This is a genomic window from Micromonospora zingiberis (genome assembly GCF_004331455.1).
Taxonomy (GTDB): Bacteria; Actinomycetota; Actinomycetes; order Mycobacteriales; family Micromonosporaceae; genus Micromonospora; species Micromonospora zingiberis.
The window spans coordinates 34,689-56,236 of record NZ_SJJR01000022.1; the positions used below are offsets into that span (position 1 = coordinate 34,689).

Sequence of the window (21,548 nt, forward strand, 5' to 3'; positions counted from 1 at the left end):
TTGACCTTGCCGGCTGAGAGGGGCTACCTGCTCGACACCAATGTCGTCTCCGAGTTGCGCAAGATCAGCCCAAACCAGGCCGTGCTGGCTTGGTATGAAGCCCACCGGCACGCGCCGGCCTACCTCAGTACCTTGACCATTGGCGAGATCCGGGCGCGCATCGAACGGTTGCGACCCAAGGACGTCGACCGAGCCTCAGCGTTGGAGCGATGGCTAGACACGCTCGTCGCCAGCTACGGCGATCGCGTCCTGCCCGTCTCCGTGGAAGTCGCCCAACAGTGGGGAAGGCTCAATGTTCCGCCACATCGGCCGCCGGTGGTCGATGGGCTTCTGGCGGCCACCGCGATCGTCCACCGTCTCACCTTGGTGACCCGCAACGTGGCCGACGTCGTGGCCACCGGGGCGGCCCTGGTGAATCCCTTCGAATAGCACCTTCAAAAGTTTTTCGGTCGGGATGTCGAGAACGGTGGTGTCTGCTTCTACCTCCGGGTGCAAGCACCGATGATGGGTGCGCAGCCGTGAGGAGACGACCGTGAAGTACATGCTGCTGATGCAGTTCAGCGCCGCCGGGGCCGACTTTCCCGCGATCCACACCTGGACGCCGGAGGAGATCAGCGCGCACATCGGGTTCATGGGCGAGGTGAACGCGAAGCTGGTTGCCGACGGCGAGCTGGTCGACGCGCAGGGGCTCGCCGGGCCGGCGCAGGCGAAGATCGTACGCGCGGGTGCCGGTGGTACGCCGGTGGTGACCGAGGGGCCGTTCGCCGAGACGAAGGAGTTCCTCGCCGGCTACTGGATCGTCGACGTGGAGAGCCCGGAGCGGGCGGTGGCGTTGGCGGCCTGGATCTCCACCGCGCCCGGCCCGGGTGGCGAGCCGCTGAACATGCCGGTCGAGGTGCACCCGGTGATGTCCGCGCCGCCGCAGGACGTGTGACCGACGACGAACTGACCGGGGACCTGCTGCGTGATCTCGCGCCGCAGGTCCTCGGCGTACTCGCCCGCCGGTTCGGTGACTTCGCCACCGCCGAGGACGCCGTGCAGGAGGCCCTGCTGGCCGCCGCCACCCAGTGGCCGACCGACGGCGTACCGGACAATCCCCGGGGTTGGCTGATCCAGGTCGCGTACCGGCGGATGATCGAGATGGTCCGCAGCGAGCAGGCCCGGCGGGCTCGTGAGGATCTGGCCGCCCGGCGGGAGCCGGCGGACCGGCAGCGCGTACCGGCGCTCGACGACCAACTGACCGCGGACCGCGACGACACCCTGGTGGTGCTGCTGCTCTGCTGCCACCCGGCGTTGTCGCCGGGATCGGCGATCGCGCTCACCCTGCGGGCGGTGGGCGGCCTGAGCACGGCGGAGATCGCGCGGGCGTTCCTGGTGCCGGAGGCGACGATGGCGCAGCGGATCAGCCGGGCCAAGCAGCGCATCCGCGATTCCGGTACGCCGCTGCGGATGCCCGAGGCGGCCGACCTTCCGGCCCGGCTCGCCGCCGTCCGACACGTGCTCTACCTGATTTTCACCGAGGGGTACGTGGCCAGCGCCGGAGACCGGCTGCGCCGGGTCGACCTGGCCCGGGAGGCGATCCGGCTGGCCCGGGCGCTGCACGCCCGGCTGCCGGACGACACCGAGTCCGCCGGGCTGCTGGCCCTGATGCTGCTCACCGAGGCCCGCAGCGCGGCGCGCACCGGTGCGTCCGGGGAGCTGATCCCGCTCGCCGAACAGGACCGGAGCCGGTGGGACGCGGGCGCCATCGCCGAGGGCGTCGCACTGGTCACCTGGGCGCTGCCCCGTGGGCCGCTCGGCCCCTACCAGGTGCAGGCCGCCATCGCCGCGCTGCACGACGAGGCACCGACCGCCGAGCAGACCGACTGGCCGCAGATCCTCGCCCTCTACGAGGTGCTGGAGGGCCTGTCGGCCAGCCCGGTGGTGACCCTCAACCGGGCGGTGGCGCTCGCCATGACCCACGGACCGGCCGCCGGCCTGGCCGTGCTCGACGCGCTGGACGACGACGCCCGGTTGATCGGTCACCACCGCCTGCCCGCCGCCCGCGCCCACCTCTCGGAGATGGCCGGCGACCACGCCCGCGCGGCGGCGCTCTACCGCACGGCCGCCGCCCTGACCGCGAGCCTGCCCGAACAGCGCTACCTGCTGATGCGCGCCGCCCGCCTGCCCTGACCAACCCGCGGCCCCTGCGGCCTGCGTCCGTCGGATAGCCGCTGCCATTGCGCTCTGCGTCCGTCGGGTGGCCGCTGCCATTGCGGCCCGCGTCCCTCGGGTGGCCGCTGCCGTTGCGGCCCGCGTCCGTCGGCGGTGACACCCTCCTGCGGTCCCTTTGCTCTGCTTCACCGGACGCATCGCTGCTGCCCGGAAACCGGTGCGTGGGTTGAAGCAGAGCAAAGGCGCCGGGTGGGATATGGGGTCGCGGCCCAAAGGGTGCGGTGACCGGAAGCGTGCCGGCTCGCTGCTGCCCGGTGAGGTGCCGGCGCCCGGGGTCGCGGCCCGAAGGGTGCGGTGACCGGAAGCGTGCCGGACACACCAGTGGCCGGGTCCAGACGGGCCCGGCCACTGGTGGGTCGTTCAGCTGGCGGTGCAGGTCACCGTGGGGGTGGAGTTGGTGCCGGTCCAGCTGCCGAGGAAGCCGAAGCTGGTGCTGGCGCCGGCGCCGAGGCGGCCGTTGTAGTCGACGTTGCGGGCGGTCACCGTCGAGCCGCTGCTGGTCACCGTGGCGTTCCAGGACTGCGTCACGGTCTGGCCGTTGGCGAAGTTCCAGCGCACCGTCCAGCCGGTGATGGCACGCGAGCCGGCGGTCACCCGTACGTCACCCTGGAAGCCACCCTGCCACTGACTGCCGATCGTGTACGTCGCCGTGCAGCCGGCGGCCGGCGGCGGGGTCGTCGGCGGTGCGGTGGTGGGCGGGGGCGTGGTGGGCGGCGGAGTCGTCGGTGGCGGAGTGCCGCCGTAGACGCTGGCTTCCCGCGCGGTCTGCCGGATGCCGTTGGTGCCGTTGAACAGTCGCTGACCCCAGCTGGTCAGCTGGTTGGGGTTGAAGTTGGTGGCCATGTCCAGGTACTCGACGCCGCCGCTGTTGCCGCTCCACGACCAGCCCAGCCAGCCGATCCCGTTGGCCTGGGTGTACGACAGGATCGAGTCCTCGTCGGGGTCGCCGTCGGAGTGGTAGTGGCCGAACTCGCCGACCACGATCGGCAGTTGTCGGCTACGGAAGCGGCCCAGGTAGTCGCTGATCTCGGCGGCGGTGTCGAAGACGCCGTACATGTGGATCGAGAAGACGGTGTTACGGGCCGGGTCGGCGTTGAACACCGTCGGGGCGTTGTCACGCATCGTGAACGACCAGTCCTGACCCCAGTTCGGGGCGTCCACCATGATGGTGTGCGCGATGCCGCCGCTACGCAGCCGGCGGATCGCGTTGGCGGTGTCGGTCGCCCAGGAGGAGTAGTTCTGGTTGCCGTACGGCTCGTTGCCGATGTTGACGATCGCGTACGCTTCCTGGCCGTTCAGCGCGCTGGCGATGCTGAGCCAGTAGTCGACCGCGCGGTCCAGCGTGATCGCCCCGCTCTGCTCGCCGTAGCCGGTGGTGTCGTGCACCTCAAGGACGCAGATCAGCCGGTTGGTCTTGCAGAGCTGGATCACGTTGGACACGTCGGCGGCGCTGTTGCGGGTCCACCGGTCGCCGCTGGACAGCACGACCCGGACGGTGTTCGCGCCCAGCGCCTTGACGTTGGCGAACGAGCTGGTCTGCTGCGTGTACCAAGTGTGCGCGTGGTTGACCCCGCGCATGATGAACTCGTTGCCGTTGGCGTCGTAGAGCTTGCCGCCGCTGACCGTGAAGCCGGAGGCGGCCTGCGCCGACGGGCCGAAGGCGAACACGGCGGCGACGGTGGCCAACAGGATGGCACCGGCGCCCGCGAATAGTTTTCTCATGGCTTTTCCTCGCAGGAGATTTCTCCCCCGTGCCCAGGGGGGTGCGATGGGTGGCGGGTGTGGCGGCTGTAGCCCGAAACAGCCGCGGAGCAAGGCCCGGCGAGGCAGGCATCAGCGTAGGCCGATGAAAGGCGTAAAAGCAACCGGTTCAGTACGCCAGGCAGACCGGTGCACCCCGTGACGGCCCATACGGGACCGGGGCCGCCACGGGGGCGGACATCCCCACCACAGGATGCGCACCGCGCCGGTGTCTGAACCGGTTCAGGACAACGGTAGGCAGGGGTTCGGCCAAGCGTCAAGCATCGGCGAGGGTTGACCGAACCGGACCGGGGTATCCGGAACGGGCCGCCCGGTCCGGAAGGAGACACCATGGTCAACATCGGCTACACCCTGATGTGCGAGCAGGCAGGTCCGAAGGAACTCGTGGACTACGCGGTACGGGCGGAGGCGGCCGGTTTCGACCACCTCGTCATCTCCGACCACTACTACCCCTGGCTGGAGTCACAGGGTCACTCCCCGTACGCCTGGTCGGTGCTCGGCGCGGTCGCCCACGCCACCTCCCGCGCGCAGCTGATGTCCTTCGTGACCTGCCCGATCCGCCGCTACCACCCGGCGGTGGTGGCACAGAAGGCGTCCACCATCGGGGTGCTCTCCGACGGGCGGTTCACCCTCGGCCTGGGCGCCGGGGAGAACCTCAACGAGCACGTGGTCGGTGCCTGGCCGCACGTGCAGCAGCGGCACGAGATGTTCGAGGAGGCGTTGCAGATCATCCGGCCGCTGCTCAACGGCGAGACGCTGACCTTCTCCGGCAACCACTACGACGTGCCCGACGCGTACGTCTGGGACCGGCCCGACGTGCCGGTGCCGATGGCGGTGGCCGCCTCCGGCCGGCAGTCGGCCACCCTCGCCGCCGAGTACGGCGACGGCATGATCGCCACCGATCCCGAGGCGCGTCTGGTGGACATGTACGAGCGGGCCGGCGGTGCGGGGCGACCCCGATACGGTCAGGTGGCCATCTGCTACGGCCCGGACGAGGCGGAGTGCCGGAAGATCGCCCATGACCAGTTCCGCTGGTTCGGGCTGGGCTGGAAGGTCAACACCGACCTGCCCGACAACGACGCCTTCGAGGCGGCCACCCAGAGCGTCCGCGAGGAGGACGTGGCGGCCGGCGTCTCCTGCGGGCCGGACGTGGACGCGCACGTGGAGGCGTTCAAGAAGTTCGTCGACGCCGGGTTCACCCACGTCGCGCTGATCCAGGTCGGCGGCGACACCCAACCGATGTTCCTGGACTGGGCGCAGGAGCAACTGCTGCCCCGCCTGCGCGAGCTGTGAGCGGCGAGGGTGTGATCGCGCCATGCGTATCGGCAACACGGAGATCCGTCCCGCCGGTGGTGGCCTCGGCTGCCTCCTGATGATCCTCTTCTCGATCGTGCTGACCGTCCTGCTCAACCTGCTCGTGTGACCCTGGCACGCCCAGGCCCCCAAGCCGTCAGGCGGGGGTCAACGGCGTAGGCCGAAGGCGACCAGGACCTCGCGGGTGGCCTGCCGGACCGGGTCCAGGACGCTGCGCCGCAGCCAGCGACCCGCCGGTACGACGGTGGCCCGCCAGGCGGCGCGTACCGCCCGGCCCACCGGCACGACCGCGTGCCGCCACACCCAGCGGCCGGCCAGCCACACCGGCCGCAGGGTGAGCGCCCAGCACCACCACAGGATCCGGCCGGCCACCCGCCAGGCCCAGGGCAGCGCGGAGAGCACCCGTTCGGCCAGGGCGGCGAGCCACCGACCGAGTTGCCGGACGGGCGGGGTGAGCATCCGGACCAGCCAGGTCAGCGGCACCCAGACGAGGAAGTACAGCGGTATCAGGACCAGGGTCCGCACGACCCAGGCCAGTCCCCGCCCGCACCAGCGCAGTAGCCACATCAGACCCCGGCCGCACCAGCGCAGCGGCGGCCACAGGGCGCTGTCCCACAGCCAGCGCAGTCCGTTCCACAGCCAGGTCAGCGGCAGCCAGATCAGCGTCTGCCACAACCACAGCGCGGCGCGGGCCAGCCAGAGCAGCGGTATCCAGATCAGGTGCCGCAGCAGCCACCCGAGGGGACGCAGCAGCCAGCGGTCCACGAACCGCGCCGTCGGGGCGAGCACCCAGCGGTACAGTCCCCTGCCGGTGGCCGCCACCAGCTCCCAGGCCAGCCGTACCGGCAGCACCACCACCAGCGCGATGCCCCGCGCGATGAGCCCCACCGCCGACGACCTGCCGCCACCAGCCCCGCCCTGCCCCGCCCGCGACGACGATTCGATCACAGCCAGCCACGCTAACCCCCTCCCACCACCGCCCACACCGCCATCCCGGTGGAGTTGACCAAGAGGTTTTGGCGTACCAGACCCGCCTACCGCGACCAAAACCTCTTGATCAACGCGGCGGGAGCGGGCGCGGCGGGAGCGGGCGCGGCGGGAGCGGGGGTGGCGGGAGCGGGGGTGGGGTTAGGGAGAGGGTGGTTTGGAGGGGGTGGTGGTCGGAGGCTTGGTGGGTGTGGGGGGTGCGGATGACCTGGGTGGTGAGGTGGTGGGTGGCGAGGGTGGGGGTGGCGAGCAGGTAGTCCAGGCGCATGTCGGAGAACTCGGCCCCGCCGTACCCGGTGGGCACGGTGGGACCGGCCGTCGCGCCGAGGTCGACCAGGCCGGCGGCGAGCAGCCGGGCCACCGCTCGGGTGTCCACTGTCCGGCCGTCGCGGCGCAGGTGCCGGCGACGGTACGCGGCGGGTAGCCGGGCGATCCGGTCGGCGTGCTCGGCGTACGGGTCGAGGGTGTTCAGGTCACCGGCGAGCAGTGCCAGGCCGTCGCCGGCCCGGCGCAGCGCGGCGCCCGCCCACCCGGCCTCGACCAGACGGCGTCGGCCGGAGTACGGGTGGAAGTGGGTGCTGAGCACGGTCAACGGACCGGCGGCGGTGCCGATCGTCACCAGTTGGGCGGCATGGTGGAACGGGCGGCGCACCGGTGCGGCGGCCAGCACCGGCCAGGATGGCCGGACCAGCACCGCGACCGACTGCCCGAACCAGGTGCCGGCCCGGTACGCCCGCAGGCCCACCCGGGCGGCGAAGCCGGTCACGTCCAGCCCGCGCAGTTCCTGCACGGCGAGCACGTCGGGACGCTGTTCGGCGACCACCCGGGCCAGCAGGTCACGCCGATCGGGGCCACCCCGGTCCTGGCCGCCGTTGCGGATGTTCCAGGTGACGATGCGCAGCACGGCGACTCAGCCCGGCCGGCTCGCCTTGGCCAACTCGTCGTCGAGGGTGTCGACCTCCTCCGACTCGATGGCCGGCTGGTTGCCCTCGTGGACGTCCTCGTTGGGGCGCAGCACCCAGTAGAGCAGCCCGATCCAGAGCGTGGTGAGCAGGATCGCGCCCATGAAGTCGGTCGGGTGGTGCATGCCCCGGTACATCCGCGAGACGGCCACCCCGACCGGCATCACCACCGCGAGCGCCACGAAGATCCACCGCCACCAGCGGTCGGTACAGGGGAAGACGATGACGGCGATGGCGACCCAGAGGCAGAGCGTGGCCGCGATGTGGCCGGACGGGAAGGACGAGGTCGGCATCGGGCCGTCCAGGTTCTCCACCGGCGGGCGCGGGCGGTCCACCGCGGCGGCGGCGGCGAGGAAGAGGGTCAGCTCCCCGAACATGGTCAGCGCCACGAACAGCACCGGCCGCCAGCGCCGCCAGACGGCCAGCACCAGCGGGCAGAAGACCATCGAGACGAGCAGGATGGCGTGGGTGTCGCCGGCCTTGCTCCACCACCAACTCACCTCGTCGAGCAGCGGGGTGCCCCGCTGCGCGAACCAGGCCGGCACCGTCTCGTCCAGGGTGGCGAGGAAGGTGCCCTGGGCGTGGTAGCTGACGAACATGCCGAAGGCGTACAGCGCGCCGAAGACCAGCACCCAACCGACGATGATCTCGGCGACGCCGGCTCGGGCGTGCGGCAGCAGCTTCTTCTCGTCCGGCGCGGGCGCCACCTCGTGCGCCGCCTCCGGTTCCAGCCCGTCGGTCAGCGCCGTGGTGGGCCGGCCCCGCTCCACCCGCCACAACTGGAAGGCGTACGCGGTGACCCCGAGCCAGGCCGCGCCGAGCAGCCAGGCACCGATCACGTCGGAGAGGAAGTGCACGCCGAGCGCGACCCGGGTGAAGCCGATCAGGAAGACCACGACGCCGACCAGGACCATCGCCGGCCGGCGCCAGCGTGCCGCCATCGCCGGCAGGAACACCAGCAGCAGGGCACCGTAGGCGACCATCGACCCGAGCGCGTGGCCGCTGGGAAAGCTCTGGCCGGCGTACGTGCCGATCGGCACCGTCACCTCCGGCCGCAGCCGGTCGACCAGGGTCTTGAGGGACGGGTCGAGGATCAACGCGCCGGCCCCGGTGACGATCAGGAACACGGCGAGCCGGCCCTGCCGCCGGATCAGCAACCCCACCACGGCGACGGTGATCAGCCAGACGATGACCGGCCGGCCGCCCAGGTCGGTGATCGCGTTGAGCACGGTGACCAGCGGACCGATCGGCGCCACCTGGGCGTTGAGCCACTGCGCCACCCCGTGGTCGACGGCGTAGAGCGGGGACCACCGCACACGTACCAGCACCAGCACCAGCCCGAAGCCGACCCCGGCACCGAGTACGAGCGCCAAGCCGGCGAGCGTACGTTCGGTGAAGTGACCGAGGGGTCGACGCAGTACGTCCCTGACCGCGCCCACGGCAGCCTCCTTCGCCTCTGGCGTGCCGCTGTACCCGGTCGATGTCTCCCGTACACCCGGCGGCCGGCTACCGAGCGGTCATCTCGCCGGTGTCGAGCAGACCGTCGCGCGGCGCCTCCGGCTGCCAGCGGTCCGGCTGGGCGGGCTCCTGCACGCCGATGCGCACCGCCTCCAGTTGGGCCGCGAAGGCGAGCCCACCGAACAGCGCCATCCCGGTGAGGTTGGCCCACAGCAGCAACGCCATCATCCCGGTCAACGCGCCGTAGGTCTGCCCGAAATCCTCACTGAACCGGACGTACCCGGCCAGCAGCAGGCTGGTCAGCCACCACAACACGGTGGCGATGCCCGCCCCGAAGAACAGCCAGGACAGGCCGGGCTGGTGGCGTCGGGGTGCGTGCCGGAACAGCACCGCGACGGCGAGCACGGTCAGCCCGAAACTGAGCGGCCAGCGGACCAGGTCCCAGCCCACACTGGCGGCCCCGCCCCAGTCGTAGTGCCGCTGCACCGAGTCACCCATCGGCCCACCGCCGACCAGGATCAGGAAGCCGGCCAGTGCCGGTAGGCCGGCGATGACGGCCAGCACCGCCGCCCGCAGGTACTTCCGTAGCGCCGGCCGGTCCCGTTCGACGCCGTAGATCCGGTTCGCGCCGCGTTCGATCTGGGCCATGGTGCTGGTCAACGCCGTCAGCCCGGTGACCAGACCCAGGGTGAGCGCCACCTCGCCGATGTCCTCGGCCCGTTCGGCGCCGGCACCGTCGCCGTCACCGAGCAGTTCGGCGACCACCTGCTCGCTGGCGCCGGGAGTCAACGCCAGTACGGTGTCGGCGACCACCTCGCCGCCCTCCGCCGCGCCCAGCTCGGCGATCAGCCCGGTCAACGCGATCAGGAACGGGACCACCGCCAAACAGAGCTGGAACGCGAAGGCCCGGGAATGACTGAACCCGTCGCCGTAGCGGAACCGGGTGAAGGCGTCGCGCAGCAACTGCCAGCCGCCCTCCCGGCGCAGCGTCTGCCAGGCGTGGTCGGCGCAGAGCTGCTCCTCCGACATCAGCCGGGTCTCCGGCACCAGCTTGGTGCTACTCACCGGAGTCGCTTTCGTTCACGACTGCGGGGCTCGCAAGCTCACTCCTCGCGCTCACCGAGCTGGCCTTTCGTTCACGACTGCGGGGCTCGCAAGCTCACTCCTCGCGCTCACCGAGCTGGCCTTTCGTTCGCGACTGCGGGGCTCGCAAGCTCACTCCTCGCGCTCACCGCGGGCCTCCTCGACCAGGTGCTCGCCTCGCTCGGCGGCAGCGGCCGCGTCCTCGGTGAGGTCGGGCGCCTGCTCCGGTCGGGGTACGCACAACCACAGCGCCCGCCGGTGGATCTGCGCCCGCAGGGTGCGCCCGGGCTCGATCAGGTCACCGTCCAGCTCGCGGGGCTGGGCCCGGTTGCTGGTGACCTCGATGCGCCGGGCCCGGAACTCCTCCATCCGGGGCACCCGGTCGCGGCGGCGCAACACCCCCCACCCGAGGGCGAGCCAGTGCCGCAGCGTACGTGGGCTGAGCACCGCGACGTCGAAGTAGCCGTCGTCGGGTTCGGCGTCGGTGAGCAGGGTGACCCCGCCCTGGAGCCGGCCGACGTTGGCGACCAGCACCGACCGGACCCGACGGCGCAACGGCGGCTGGTCGTCCAACCGGATCTCCACCCGCATCGGCCGGTCCCGCAGGTGTCGGACCGCGCCCACCACGTACGCCGGCCAGCCGATCCGCCGCTTGGTGGTCTCGCTGGTGGCGGCGAGCATCTGCGCGTCGAAACCCATGCCGGCCATCACCGCGAAGTGCTGCCCGTCCACCTCGCCGACGTCGAGCAGTCGCCGCCCACGCTCGACGGCCACCGCCAGCCCGGCCGCCAGGTCGGTGGAGAGTCCCAGGTTGGCCGCGAGCAGGTTGCCGGTGCCCTGCGGCAGCACGGCGAGCGTGGCTTCGGTGCCGACCAGCGCGCTGACACAGGCCCGCACGGTGCCGTCGCCGCCGCAGGCGAAGACCACCTCGGCGCCGGCCGCGATCGCCTGCTCGGTCTGGCCCCGGCCGGGGTCGTCGACGGTGGTCTCGTACCACAGCGGCTCGGCCCAGCCGGCGGCGGCGAGCGTGTCGCCGACGGTGCGCCGCAACGTCTCGGGATCGGCCACCTTGACCGGGTTGACCACCACCGCGCTGCGTAGCGATCCCGCCTGCCGTCCAGCTTCCACGGCGCCAGTGTGCGCCATGGTGCGGGGTTCGGCGACCCGGCGTCGGGTGGGCAGGTTCACCCGCCGACGGCGTTTGAAATCGCGGCGGGCAGTTCCGGCGGGGTGCGCAGGTGCCTGGAGTGCCGTTGCTCCGATCGCGCCCCCGGGTGGCACCGCCGCGACTAGCCTCAGACGCAGGTCAGGCGCGACAGCTGCGGGGGTGAGGTCGGATGGCCGCAGCCAGCGACGCGCCGGTGCTGGCCGGCATCGGTCCGGAGGACGCCCTGCCGGTGGTCCGGACCGCCGCGCGGGTGGCCGCCGCGCACCGGCGCGGACTGCACCTGCTGCACGCGTTCAACTGGGCGGCGATGGACGCCCCGGCGGTCTCCGGGTCCCGGGCCGACGCCGAGCGGCTCATCGCCGAGGCCACCGAGGCGGCCCGCCTGAGCGAGCCGGACGTCCCCCTGACCACCGAGATCGTCGAGGGCCCGGCGGTGGCGAACCTCGTACGCAGGTCCGAGTCGGCCTTCCTGGTGGCCGTGGGTGACGGCGGGATGGCCCACTGCGACCGCTGCATCCCGGCGGACAGCCCCGCCGTGCAGGTGGCCGCCCGGGCCGAGTGCCCGGTGCTGGTCGCCCGCCGGGAACCACCGCCGCAGGGTCCGGTGCTGGTCGGGGTGGACGGCTCGACACCCGCCGAGATCGCACTGGCCTGGGCGTTCACCTGCGCGACCGAACACCGTTCCCGGCTGCTGGCCGTGTGGGTGGTCGACACGGACGCCGCGATCAAGCCAGCCACCGACCGGCTCCGCGAACTGGTCGCCCGGTACGGCGCCGGTCACCCCGACACCACCACCGAATGCCACGTCGTCTGCGGCGATCCCGGCGCGGTACTGGTCGACCAGTCCCGGTCGGCGCAGCTGACGGTGGTCGCCGCTCGCGGCGACGAGTCGTGGCGCGGCATGCTCGGCGCGGTCAGTCAGTCCCTGCTCTACCACTCCCCCTCGCCGGTGATCGTGGTGCGTGGCGTGTCCGACGTACCGGGTGCCGACGGGTCGTGACACCCGGGCGGGCGGGACCAATGACCCTGATCCACGGTCACCGATGCGGCCAAGCTGAACGAGGAAACCGCGTTGCGGATGCAGGATCCACCGAACCGCGAGAGGCTCACCCGGTATGGACACCGCCCTGGACCTGAAGAGCACTCTGACCGATGACGAGTTGCGCCGGCTGGACGCCTACTGGCGGGCGGCGAACTACCTCACCGTCGGCCAGATCTACCTGCTCGACAATCCCCTGTTGCGCGAGCCGCTGGCCGCCGACCACGTCAAGCCCCGGCTGCTCGGCCACTGGGGCACCTCCCCCGGCCTGAACCTGATCTACGCGCACCTGAACCGGGCCATCGTCGCCCGCGACCTGTCCGCGATCTACCTCACCGGCCCCGGGCACGGCGGCCCGGCCCTGGTCGCGAACGCCTGGCTGGAGGGCACCTGGAGCGAGCGCTACCACGGCGTCGGCCGCGACGAGGCCGGCATGGCGCGGCTGTTCCGCCAGTTCTCCTTCCCCGGCGGCATCCCCAGCCACGTGGCGGCGGAGGTGCCGGGTTCGATCCACGAGGGCGGCGAGCTGGGGTACGCGCTCAGCCACGCCTACGGCGCGGCCTTCGACAACCCGGATCTGCTGGTCGCCTGCGTGATCGGCGACGGGGAGGCGGAAACCGGCCCGCTGGCCGGCAGTTGGCTGTCCAACGTCTTCCTCAACCCGGCCCGCGACGGCGCGGTGCTGCCCATCCTGCACCTCAACGGCTACAAGATCGCCAACCCGACGGTACTGGACCGGATCCCCGAGTCCGACCTGCTCGACCTCATGCGCGGCAACGGCTACCAGCCGTACGTGGTGGCCGGTGACGAGCCCGCCGCCGTGCACGAGCTGCTGGCCGCCACCCTCGACCGGGCGCTCGACGAGATCGCGGCGATCCAGCGTCGGGCCCGTTCCGGCGCGACCGTGGAACGCCCCCGGTGGCCGATGATCATCCTGCGTACGCCGAAGGGCTGGACCGGTCCGGACGTGGTCGACGGCAAGCAGGTCGAGGGGACCTACCGCGCCCACCAGGTGCCGCTGTCGGAGGTCCGCACCAACCCGGCGCACCTGGCCGAACTGGAGCGCTGGCTGCGCAGCTACCGGCCGGAGGAGCTGTTCGACGCCACCGGCGCCCCGGTCGCCGAACTGGTCGCGCTGCCGCCCCGGGGTGACCGACGGATGAGCGCCAACCCGGTGGCCAACGGTGGGCAGGTGCTGCGTGACCTCGTCCTGCCGGACTTCGGGGACTACGCCGTCGAGGTGCCCCGGCCCGGCGCGACGGTCACCGGCGCCACCGGCGAGTTGGGCAAGTGGGTCCGCGACGTGATCGCCGCCAACCCGCAGAGCTTCCGCCTGTTCGGCCCGGACGAGGTCGCCTCCAACCGGCTCCAGGCCGCCTTCGAGGTCACCGACCGCGCCTGGATGGCCGGCACCGTACCCGGCGACGACCACCTCGCCCCCGACGGGCGGGTGATGGAGGTCCTCTCCGAACACCTCTGCCAGGGCTGGCTGGAGGGCTACCTGCTGACCGGCCGGCACGGCATCTTCACCAGCTACGAGGCGTTCATCCACATCGTCGACTCGATGGTCAACCAGCACGCCAAGTGGTTGAAGGTGACCCGGGGCATTCCCTGGCGGATGCCGGTGGCGTCGCTGAACTACCTGCTCTCCAGCCACGTCTGGCGGCAGGACCACAACGGCTTCTCGCACCAGGACCCGGGCTTCATCGACCACGTGATGAACAAGAAGGCCGAGGTGGTCCGGGTCTATCTGCCGCCGGACGCCAACACCCTGCTCTCCACCATGGACCACTGCCTGCGCAGCCGGCACTACATCAACGTGGTGGTGGCCGGTAAGCAGGCCGCACCGAACTGGTTGACCATGGAGGAGGCCATCCAGCACTGCCGGCGCGGCCTGGGCATCTGGGACTGGGCCAGCACCGACGACAGCGACGAGCCGGACGTGGTGCTCGCCTGCGCCGGCGACGTACCGACGCTGGAGACCCTGGCGGCGGCCGACCTGCTGCGCCAGCACCTACCCGAACTCAAGGTACGAGTGATCAACGTGGTGGACCTGATGCGGCTACAGCCGCCCAGCGAGCACCCGCACGGCCTGCCGGACAACGAGTTCGACACCCTCTTCACCCGCGACAAGCCGATCATCTTCGCCTATCACGGCTACCCGTGGCTGATCCACCGGCTCACCTACCGCCGCACCAACCACGGCAACCTGCACGTACGCGGATACAAGGAGGAGGGCACCACCACCACGCCCTTCGACATGGTGATGCTCAACGACCTGGACCGCTTCCACCTGGTGATCGACGTGATCGACCGGGTGCCCGGGCTGGCCTCCCGCGCGGCGCACCTGCGGCAGGAGATGACTGACGCCCGGCAGTCCTGCCGCGACTACACCCGCCGGTACGGCGAGGACGATCCCCGGGTCGCCGAATGGCGCTGGGTCCGCGAAACCGACCAGACCAACCCATAACGGAGCGGCGTCATGAGCGAGCGTCTGCGAGCGAATCATCAGCTCAGTGCGTCCGTGCCTCATGGCGGCGCGCAGCGAAGCGGAGCGGCGTCATGAGCGAGCGTCTGCGAGCGAATCATCAGCTCAGTGCGCCCGTGCCTCATGGCGGCGCGCAGCGAAGCGGAGCGGTGTCATGAGTGACGGGCCGATCCTGGTGGGTTACGACGGTTCGCCGGACGCGGCGGCGGCCCTGGACTGGGCGCTGACGCAGGCCAACCGAGACGGCCGGGCGGTGCGGCTGGCGTACATCTTCGAATGGCTCACGGTGGCCGGCTGGCTCGGGCCCGGCATGACGCCCGGGATGTGGCCGGACGAGCAGGCCCGGCAGCAGGTCGAGGAGTTGGTACGCAAGGCGGCGGCCGACGCCGCCGCCGCGCACCCCGACCTGACGGTCAGCGGCGAGGTACTCGACGGCCCACCCGCCCTGGTGTTGGAGGAGTGCTCCACCGAGGCCGGCCTGCTGGTGCTGGGCAGCCGTGGGCACGGCGGCTTCGCCGGCCTGCTCGCCGGCTCGACCGCCGTCACCGTCTCCGCGCACGCGCACTGCCCGGTGGTGGTGGTCCGGCGCGAGACCGCCGGCCGTAACCGGGCCGGAGCTGTCGCGGTCGGCGTGGACGGCTCGGAGCAGTCGCTGCTGGCGCTCGGCTTCGCCGTCGAGCAAGCGGCGCTGCGCGAGGTGCCGCTGCGCGTGCTGCGGGCCTGGCAGCCCCAGCGGGATCAGTGGAACCTCACCGGCGAACAGGCCCGCGACGCGGCGATCGCCGATCAGCGCACCGACCTGGACGAGCCGCTACGCCGCTGGCAGGAAGCCTTTCCCGACGTCGAGACAAGTGTCGAGACGGCCCCCGCCGCAGCCGCCGGGCTGTTGATCGACGCCAGCCGCGACGCACAGCTCATGGTGGTCGGCACCCGGGGCCGCGGTGGGCTACGCGGCATGCTGCTCGGCTCGGTCAGCCAACAACTCATCCAACACGCCCACTGCCCGGTGGCCGTGGTCCGGGAACGCTGAGCGCCCGCCCCGCCGTCGATCTCTAGGTCGGCGGGGCGGGGCCGGCGCGCGGGCCGCCGTGCAGGGCGCGCAGCGCGTTGAGGATCACCAGTACGTCGATGCCCTCCTGGAGGAAGGCGCCGGCCACCGGGGGCAGCCGGCCGGCCGCCGCGAACCCCATCGCCAGGACGGCCAGCCCCATCCCGACGGTGGCGCTCTGCACGGCGATCCGGCGGGCGTACCGGGCGACCTCGACCGCGTCGGCGAGCGGATCGAGCCGGTCGACAGTGAGTACGGCGTCGGCCACGTCGGCGGAGGCGGTCGCCCCGGTGGCACCCATCGCCACCCCGACATGCGCCTCCGCCAGCGCCGGTGCGTCGTTCACCCCGTCACCGACCATCACCGTGACCGCCCGGTCGGCCTCGGCCCGCACCCGGGAAACCTTCTCCTGCGGGGTGCACCGGGCCAGCACGTCGTCCACCCCCACCGCGTCGGCCACCCGCCGGGCGGTGTCCGGCCGGTCGCCGGTGACCATCACGATCCGGGTCAGGCCGGCCGCGCGCAGCCGCTGCACCGCGCGGCGGGCGTCGGGGCGTACCGGATCCTCCAGCAGGACCGCGCCGAGCGGCCCGGCGTCGTCGGCCACCCAGACCACGGAGTGTCCGGGCTGTTCGACGCGGGAGCGGGCCCACTGCGGCGGCTCACCGGTGAGCTGACCGACCCGGATCCGCCGCCCGTCGACCCGGCCGCTCACCCCCCGGCCCGGTTCCTCGGTCACCTCCGTCGGCGTGGTCAGCCGCAGTCCCCGGTCACCGGCCTGCCCGACCAGCGCCGCGGCCAGCACGTGCGGGGACAGTTGCTCCACCGACGCGGCCAGCCGCAACACCTCGTCAGGGTCGCCGCCGGGGGCGACGACGGTCCCGGCCACCCGGGGACGACCGGCGGTGAGCGTGCCGGTCTTGTCCACCAGCAGGGTACGAACCCGGCCCAGCACCTCCAGCGAACCGCCGTCGCGCACCAGTACCCCCCGGCGGGCCACCCGCGACAGCCCGGAGACGATGGCGATCGGGGTGGCCAGCAGCAGCGGGCACGGGGTGGCCACCACCAGCACCGCCACCGCGCGGATGAAGTCGCCGGACAACACCCAGCCCAGCCCGGCCAGCACCAGCGTGAACGGCACGAAGGCCGCCGCGTACCGGTCGGCCAGTCGTACGGTCGGCGCCTTGCGGGCGGTCGCCTCCTCGGCCAGCCGGACGATGCCCGCGTACGTGCTGCGCTGCGCGCTCTCGGTGGCCCGTAGTCCGAACCCGGCGCCGGCGTTGATCACGCCGCTGGCCACCGCCGCGCCGGCCCCCTTATCGACGAGCCGGGACTCCCCGGTCACCACCGACTCGTCCAGTGTCGCGGGTGCCTCGGTGACCCCGTCGACGGCGACCACGTCACCCGGGCCGACCAGCAGCCGGTCCCCCACCGCCACCCGGTCCACCGGCACCACCTCGACCCCACCGTCGGCGGTGCGCCGCCGCGCGGTCCGGGGCGCCCGCTCCAGCAGGGCCCGCAGGTCACGGGTCGCCCGGCGCTGCGCGTACGCCTCCAGCGTGCGTCCGGTGGCCAGCATCACCGCGATCACCGCGCCGGCCAGGTACTCCCCGACGCCGAGCGCACCGGCCAGCGCCAGGACCGCGATGACGTCCACGCCGAACCGGCGCCGCCACAGGTCGCGCAGCACGGAGACGGCGGCCGGCAGCAACGCGGTCAGGGTGACCGCCGCCCACACCAGGTCGGCCGCGCCGCGCCGCCCGGACAGCCACAGCCCCGCCCCGACCAGCACCAGCGCGGTCAGCCCGGTCAGCGGGACCCACAGCCCCCAGCGCAGGCCCCGCCGACCGGGCGGGCCACGTCGCGTCGGCTGCTCCGGTAGGCACTCGCCCGCGCCGCGCCCCGGCTCTGCGGTCTCCGCCTGCGCCCCCACCAGCGGATCGTGTCAACCTCCGGGCCCGGGTGAGGGCCGGTCCGGGCAGATTCCGGGCCGAATTACCGGACGCGGGCCCAGCCCGGTGGTGCGGTCCGGGCAGATTCCGGGCCGTAGTGCCCCCGGATGCGGGCCCAGCGGGCCGTGCGGGTGGCCGACGGGTGCCGCAGGATGAACTCGACCCGCCCCACAGCGGCACCGAGGTGCGGCACGATGGGGACAGACGGAAAGGTCGTGACGATGAGCCACCAGACGCCGGCTACCCACCGCCCGCTGACCACCGCCCTCGCGGAGGCCGCCGCGATGGCCGGCCACGCGCCTTCGGTGCACAACACCCAACCCTGGCGCTGGCGGGTCCTTCCCGAGGCGCTGGAGCTGCGGGTGTTCCACGACCGCCAGTTGACGGCCACCGACCCGACGGGCGAGTTGGCCACCCTCAGCTGCGGCGCCGCACTGCACCACGCGCGGCTGGCACTGGCCGCCGAAGGCTGGACGGCGACCGTGCACCGGATGCCCGAGCCGGGCGAGCCGGAGCTGCTCGCCCGGCTGAGCGAGCCGCAGTTCTCCGGCGTCGACCCGGACGCGATGCGGATGGTGCAGTGCATGCAGGTTCGGCACACCGACCGGCGGCCGGTCAGCGACGAACCGGTCAGCGGGGAGACGCTGGCCGCGATCGCGGCAACCGTCGCCGGGGAGGGCGCCCGGCTGGAGATCCTCGACCGCGACCAGGTGCTGCAACTGGCCGCCGCCGCCTCGCACGCCGGCACGGTCGAGTCGGAGGATTCCCAGCTACGCGCGGAACTGGACTACTGGACCAGCCGCGCGGGTGGCAGCGGGCTGCCCCCGGAGGTGCTGCTGGAACAGCCCGCCCAGACCACCGTCCCGGGCCGCGACTTCGGTCGCCCCGGCGGCCTCCCGGCCGGACCGGGCCACGACCAGGCGGCATCGTACGGGGTGCTGTACGGCGACGAGGACGACCCGCGCAGCTGGCTGCGCGCCGGGGAGGCGCTCTCGGCCGGCTGGCTGCTCGCCACCCGGCTGGGCGTCTCCGTGGTGCCGCTCAGCGGGGTGGTGGAGGTCGGAGGCACCCGTCAGATCCTGCGGCAGGTGCTGGCCGGGCTCGGCCACCCGTACCTCGTGCTGCGCCTGGGGGTGGCCGACCCGGAACACGCCGGTCCGCCGCACACCCCGCGACTGCCCCGCGAACAGGTGGTGGACACCTCGGCGGTGGACGGCGGCTGACCGGCACCCGCGCGGCGTTCGGTCCCGGCCGTACGCCGGTTAGCATCGCCGGGTGACCGTCGGCGCACCGAACCCCCGGCACGAGCCACCCTCGCTCGGGCTGAGTCCGCTGTCCCGGGTCCACCTCGACGAACTGCTCCAGGAGATGCTGGACCGGGTCGGCGAGGTCGTGACCAGCCGGGAACGACTGCGGGCCCTGCTCGACGCGGTGGTCGGCATCGGCACCGATCTGGACCTGCGCAGCACCCTGCAACGGATCGTGCAGTCGGCCTGCGACCTGGCCGGCGCCCGGTACGGCGCGCTCGGGGTGATCGGCACCGACCGTACGCTGCACGACTTCATCACCCACGGCATCTCGCCGGAACTGCATGCCAAGATCGGCGATCTGCCGCACGGCCGGGGCGTGCTCGGCCTGCTCATCGACGACCCGAAGCCGCTGCGGATGCCGGACATCACCCAGCATCCCCGCTCGTACGGCTTCCCGCCGCACCACCCGCCGATGCACACCTTCCTCGGCGTGCCGATCCGCATCCGGGACCAGGTCTTCGGCAACCTCTACCTGGCCGAGAAGCAGGGCGGCGCCCAGTTCACCGACGACGACGAGGAGATCGTCGTGGCGCTCGCGGCGGCGGCCGGCGTGGCGATCGAGAACGCCCGGCTGTACGCGCTGGCCCACCGGCGGGAACGCTGGCTCGCCGCCACCGCCGAGATCACCTCGCTGCTGCTCGGCGAGGTGCAACGCACCGACGCGCTGACCCTGGTGGCCCGCCGTGCCCGGGAGGTCGCCGAGGCCGAGTTGGCCCTGGTGCTGCTCTACGACGACATGGCCGACCACTTCACCGTGGAGGTCGTCGACGGCGCCGGTGCTCAGGCCCGCGCGCTGGTCGGCACGGTGCTGCCGGCCGCCGACACCAGTTTCGCCGGCCCGGTCGCCGAGGGCCGGCACACCTCGGTGGACGACCTCGCACACGCCGCGCCCTGGCCGGCGGTACTGCACACCGGGCCGGCGGTGATCTCCCCCCTGGCCACCGCCGACACCCTGCACGGCGTACTGGTGATCGCACACAGCGCCGACCACGACGGCGCCACCGACGACGACGTGGTGCTGCTGGGCAGCTTCGCCGGGCAGGCCGCACTGGCCATGGAACGGGCCCGGGGGCAGGAGGAACGGGAACAACTGGTGGTGCTGGAGGACCGCGAACGCATCGCCCGGGACCTGCACGACGTGGTCATCCAGCGGCTGTTCGCCACCGGCCTCCAGTTGCAGAGCGCCGTGCCGCTGGCCGGCCGCCCCGAACTCGCCAAGCGGGTCAATGCCGCGGTCGACGACCTGGACGCCACGATCAAGGACATCCGCCGCACCATCTTCGAACTGCGCAGCCCGGTGAGCGCGGCGCTGCGTACCGAGATCAGCGAGGCGGTCGAGGTGGCCGCCGAGTCGCTGGGCTACCGGCCCCGGCTGGAACTGGTCGGGCCGATCGACAGCGCCGTACCCGACGCGGTCCGCCCGGATTTCACCGCCGTGCTGCGCGAGGCCCTCTCCAACGCCGTACGCCACGCCGAGGCGTCCGCCGTGTCGGTTACCGTGACCGTCGACGCCAGCCAGGTCACCCTGGTCGTCACCGACGACGGGGTGGGCTGCGACCCGGCCGCCGCCCGGGGCGGCCTGGTGAACCTACGCGAACGCGCCGCACGCCACGGCGGCACCTTCGAGGTACGCCCGGCCCAACCGAGCGGCACCGAACTGCGCTGGTCGGTCCCGCTGCGCGACTGACCGGCCCCGCGCCCGTTAATCCTCGGTCGCGTTACCCGACACACCGCCAACCTGACTGAATCTTTGCGGCTGCGCTCGGCGGCCCCAGGTTCCGGGCTGTACTCGACTGGGCTCGGCGGCCCCAGCGTCCGGGGTGTACTCGGCTGCGCGCCGGATCCGGTCCGGGCTGGATCATTGCGGGATGCCCCCGGGTCGCGCCGGGTCCGGCCCGGGCTAGCTCTTTCCCGAGGCGCTCGGTACGCCGGGTCCGGTCAGTGGGTCTTGCCGAGCAGCCGGGTGGCCAGCACGGCGGCCTGCGTACGCCGCTCCAGGCCGAGCTTGGCCAGCACACTGGAGACGTAGTTCTTGACCGTCTTCTCCGCCAGGAACATCTTGCCGGCGATCTCCCGGTTGGTCAGCCCTTCGGCCACGTACTCCAGGATCCGCCGTTCCTGCTCGGTGAGCGCCTGCAACTCGCGGGGCTGCTCCACACCGCTTCGAATGCGTTCCAGCACCCGGGTGGTGATCGCCGGGTCGAGCAGCGACTGGCCCGCCGCCACCCGACGCACCGCGTCGACCAGGTCGGTGCCCCGGATCTGCTTGAGCACGTAGCCGGACGCACCGGCCATGATCGCGGCGAACAGCGCCTCGTCGTCCTCGTACGAGGTCAGGATCAGTCCCTTGATCGAGGAGTCCACCGCCCGGATGTCACGGCAGACGTCGATGCCGTTACCGTCCGGCAGCCGAGCGTCAAGGATCGCCACGTCGGGCCGCAGCGCGGGGATCCGCCGAGCCGCCTCCGGCGCGGAGCCGGACTCACCGACCACCTCTATGTCACCACTGGCGTGCAGCAAATCGGCGAGGCCACGACGTACGACCTCATGGTCGTCAAGCAAGAACACCCGGATCATCCCCCGTTTCTACCCCGCCCACCCCACCCCCCACACGGGCCAAAAGTCCCAACCCCTCCCCCGCCTCCCCTCCCCCTCCACGTGGTTGATCAAGAGGTTTACGTCAACCTTTGGCCGAACCCCGACCCAAACCTCTTGATCACCGCGGGCCGACCCACCCGCCCGGGTTGATCAAGAAGTTTGCGTC

17 protein-coding genes are annotated in these 21,548 nt (G+C 72.3%); 9 read left to right on the forward strand and 8 right to left on the reverse strand.

Annotated elements, in window-relative coordinates:
* Positions 1–6: 6 nt before the first annotated feature.
* From E0H26_RS24430 to E0H26_RS24440, 3 genes are all read left to right on the forward strand, one after another.
* Positions 7–429: a type II toxin-antitoxin system VapC family toxin gene (locus tag E0H26_RS24430; protein WP_131307759.1), complete on the forward strand. Its 423-nt coding sequence runs from the start codon at positions 7–9 to the stop codon at positions 427–429.
* A 112-nt stretch (positions 430–541) separates the two neighbouring features.
* Positions 542–934 carry a YciI family protein gene (locus E0H26_RS24435; RefSeq protein ID WP_240742348.1) on the forward strand — a complete coding sequence of 131 codons (393 nt, stop codon included), beginning with the start codon at positions 542–544 and terminating at the stop codon, positions 932–934.
* Positions 931–2,172, forward strand: a complete 1,242-nt coding sequence (locus E0H26_RS24440; RefSeq protein ID WP_131307657.1) for an RNA polymerase sigma factor — start codon at positions 931–933, stop codon at positions 2,170–2,172. Before E0H26_RS24435 ends, E0H26_RS24440 begins: the two co-directional genes overlap by 4 nt.
* A 402-nt stretch (positions 2,173–2,574) precedes the next feature.
* Here the strand turns inward: E0H26_RS24440 and E0H26_RS24445 are convergent, their stop codons facing one another.
* Entirely contained in the window at positions 2,575–3,936 is a 1,362-nt protein-coding gene (locus tag E0H26_RS24445) for a cellulase family glycosylhydrolase (protein ID WP_131307659.1), read from the reverse strand.
* A gap of 369 nt (positions 3,937–4,305) precedes the next feature.
* Here E0H26_RS24445 and E0H26_RS24450 point away from each other — a divergent pair, with 369 nt between their 5' ends.
* Positions 4,306–5,268 carry a TIGR03557 family F420-dependent LLM class oxidoreductase gene (locus E0H26_RS24450; RefSeq protein ID WP_131307661.1) on the forward strand — a complete coding sequence of 321 codons (963 nt, stop codon included), beginning with the start codon at positions 4,306–4,308 and terminating at the stop codon, positions 5,266–5,268.
* Positions 5,269–5,436: 168 nt separating this feature from the next.
* Here E0H26_RS24450 and E0H26_RS24455 read toward each other — a convergent pair whose 3' ends face one another.
* The 5 genes from E0H26_RS24455 to E0H26_RS24475 all read right to left on the reverse strand — a co-directional run bounded on the left by E0H26_RS24455 (position 5,437) and on the right by E0H26_RS24475 (position 10,925).
* Positions 5,437–6,237, reverse strand: a complete 801-nt coding sequence (locus E0H26_RS24455; RefSeq protein WP_131307663.1) for a hypothetical protein — start codon at positions 6,235–6,237, stop codon at positions 5,437–5,439.
* A gap of 109 nt (positions 6,238–6,346) precedes the next feature.
* Entirely contained in the window at positions 6,347–7,180 is an 834-nt protein-coding gene (locus tag E0H26_RS24460) for an endonuclease/exonuclease/phosphatase family protein (protein WP_131307665.1), read from the reverse strand.
* Positions 7,181–7,186: 6 nt separating this feature from the next.
* On the reverse strand, positions 7,187–8,677 hold the full coding sequence (locus E0H26_RS24465; RefSeq protein ID WP_131307667.1) for a phosphatase PAP2 family protein: 1,491 nt from the start codon (positions 8,675–8,677) through the stop codon (positions 7,187–7,189).
* Between the two features lie 67 nt (positions 8,678–8,744).
* Positions 8,745–9,761, reverse strand: a complete 1,017-nt coding sequence (locus E0H26_RS24470) for a YihY/virulence factor BrkB family protein (protein ID WP_131307669.1) — start codon at positions 9,759–9,761, stop codon at positions 8,745–8,747.
* A gap of 150 nt (positions 9,762–9,911) precedes the next feature.
* The gene (locus E0H26_RS24475) at positions 9,912–10,925 is read right to left on the reverse strand and encodes a diacylglycerol/lipid kinase family protein (RefSeq protein ID WP_131307761.1); all 1,014 of its coding nucleotides are present in this window, start codon (positions 10,923–10,925) and stop codon (positions 9,912–9,914) included.
* A 191-nt stretch (positions 10,926–11,116) separates the two neighbouring features.
* On the opposite strand from E0H26_RS24475, the gene E0H26_RS24480 reads away from it, so the two are divergent.
* From E0H26_RS24480 to E0H26_RS24490, 3 genes are all read left to right on the forward strand, one after another.
* Complete coding sequence (locus E0H26_RS24480) at positions 11,117–11,947, forward strand: universal stress protein (protein ID WP_131307671.1); 831 nt, start codon at positions 11,117–11,119, stop codon at positions 11,945–11,947.
* A 115-nt stretch (positions 11,948–12,062) separates the two neighbouring features.
* Positions 12,063–14,456, forward strand: coding sequence for a phosphoketolase family protein (locus tag E0H26_RS24485; protein WP_131307673.1), 2,394 nt, complete (start codon positions 12,063–12,065; stop codon positions 14,454–14,456).
* Between the two features lie 172 nt (positions 14,457–14,628).
* Complete coding sequence (locus tag E0H26_RS24490) at positions 14,629–15,504, forward strand: universal stress protein (RefSeq protein ID WP_131307675.1); 876 nt, start codon at positions 14,629–14,631, stop codon at positions 15,502–15,504.
* A 22-nt stretch (positions 15,505–15,526) separates the two neighbouring features.
* Here the strand turns inward: E0H26_RS24490 and E0H26_RS24495 are convergent, their stop codons facing one another.
* Positions 15,527–17,455 (reverse strand): heavy metal translocating P-type ATPase, encoded by a 1,929-nt coding sequence (locus tag E0H26_RS24495; RefSeq protein ID WP_131307677.1) that lies wholly within the window; start codon positions 17,453–17,455, stop codon positions 15,527–15,529.
* Between the two features lie 240 nt (positions 17,456–17,695).
* Here E0H26_RS24495 and E0H26_RS24500 point away from each other — a divergent pair, with 240 nt between their 5' ends.
* Both E0H26_RS24500 and E0H26_RS24505 read left to right on the forward strand, forming a co-directional pair.
* Positions 17,696–18,697: an Acg family FMN-binding oxidoreductase gene (locus E0H26_RS24500; RefSeq protein WP_131307679.1), complete on the forward strand. Its 1,002-nt coding sequence runs from the start codon at positions 17,696–17,698 to the stop codon at positions 18,695–18,697.
* 100 nt (positions 18,698–18,797) lie between these two features.
* Positions 18,798–20,471: a GAF domain-containing sensor histidine kinase gene (locus E0H26_RS24505; protein WP_131307763.1), complete on the forward strand. Its 1,674-nt coding sequence runs from the start codon at positions 18,798–18,800 to the stop codon at positions 20,469–20,471.
* Positions 20,472–20,722: 251 nt separating this feature from the next.
* Here E0H26_RS24505 and E0H26_RS24510 read toward each other — a convergent pair whose 3' ends face one another.
* On the reverse strand, positions 20,723–21,361 hold the full coding sequence (locus tag E0H26_RS24510) for a response regulator (RefSeq protein ID WP_131307681.1): 639 nt from the start codon (positions 21,359–21,361) through the stop codon (positions 20,723–20,725).
* Between the last annotated feature and the right edge of the window lie 187 nt (positions 21,362–21,548).

Bases quoted from the DNA above. Each gene is read 5' to 3' on its own strand.
- E0H26_RS24500 (WP_131307679.1), top strand. From the start codon at position 17,696: ATGAGCCACCAGACGCCGGCTACCCACCGCCCGCTGACCACCGCCCTC.
- E0H26_RS24450 (WP_131307661.1), top strand. From the start codon at position 4,306: ATGGTCAACATCGGCTACACCCTGATGTGCGAGCAGGCAGGTCCGAAG.
- E0H26_RS24485 (WP_131307673.1), top strand. From the start codon at position 12,063: ATGGACACCGCCCTGGACCTGAAGAGCACTCTGACCGATGACGAGTTG.
- E0H26_RS24475 (WP_131307761.1), bottom strand. From the start codon at position 10,925: ATGGCGCACACTGGCGCCGTGGAAGCTGGACGGCAGGCGGGATCGCTA.
- E0H26_RS24510 (WP_131307681.1), bottom strand. From the start codon at position 21,361: ATGATCCGGGTGTTCTTGCTTGACGACCATGAGGTCGTACGTCGTGGC.
- E0H26_RS24480 (WP_131307671.1), top strand. From the start codon at position 11,117: ATGGCCGCAGCCAGCGACGCGCCGGTGCTGGCCGGCATCGGTCCGGAG.
- E0H26_RS24490 (WP_131307675.1), top strand. From the start codon at position 14,629: ATGAGTGACGGGCCGATCCTGGTGGGTTACGACGGTTCGCCGGACGCG.
- E0H26_RS24445 (WP_131307659.1), bottom strand. From the start codon at position 3,936: ATGAGAAAACTATTCGCGGGCGCCGGTGCCATCCTGTTGGCCACCGTC.
- E0H26_RS24435 (WP_240742348.1), top strand. From the start codon at position 542: ATGCTGCTGATGCAGTTCAGCGCCGCCGGGGCCGACTTTCCCGCGATC.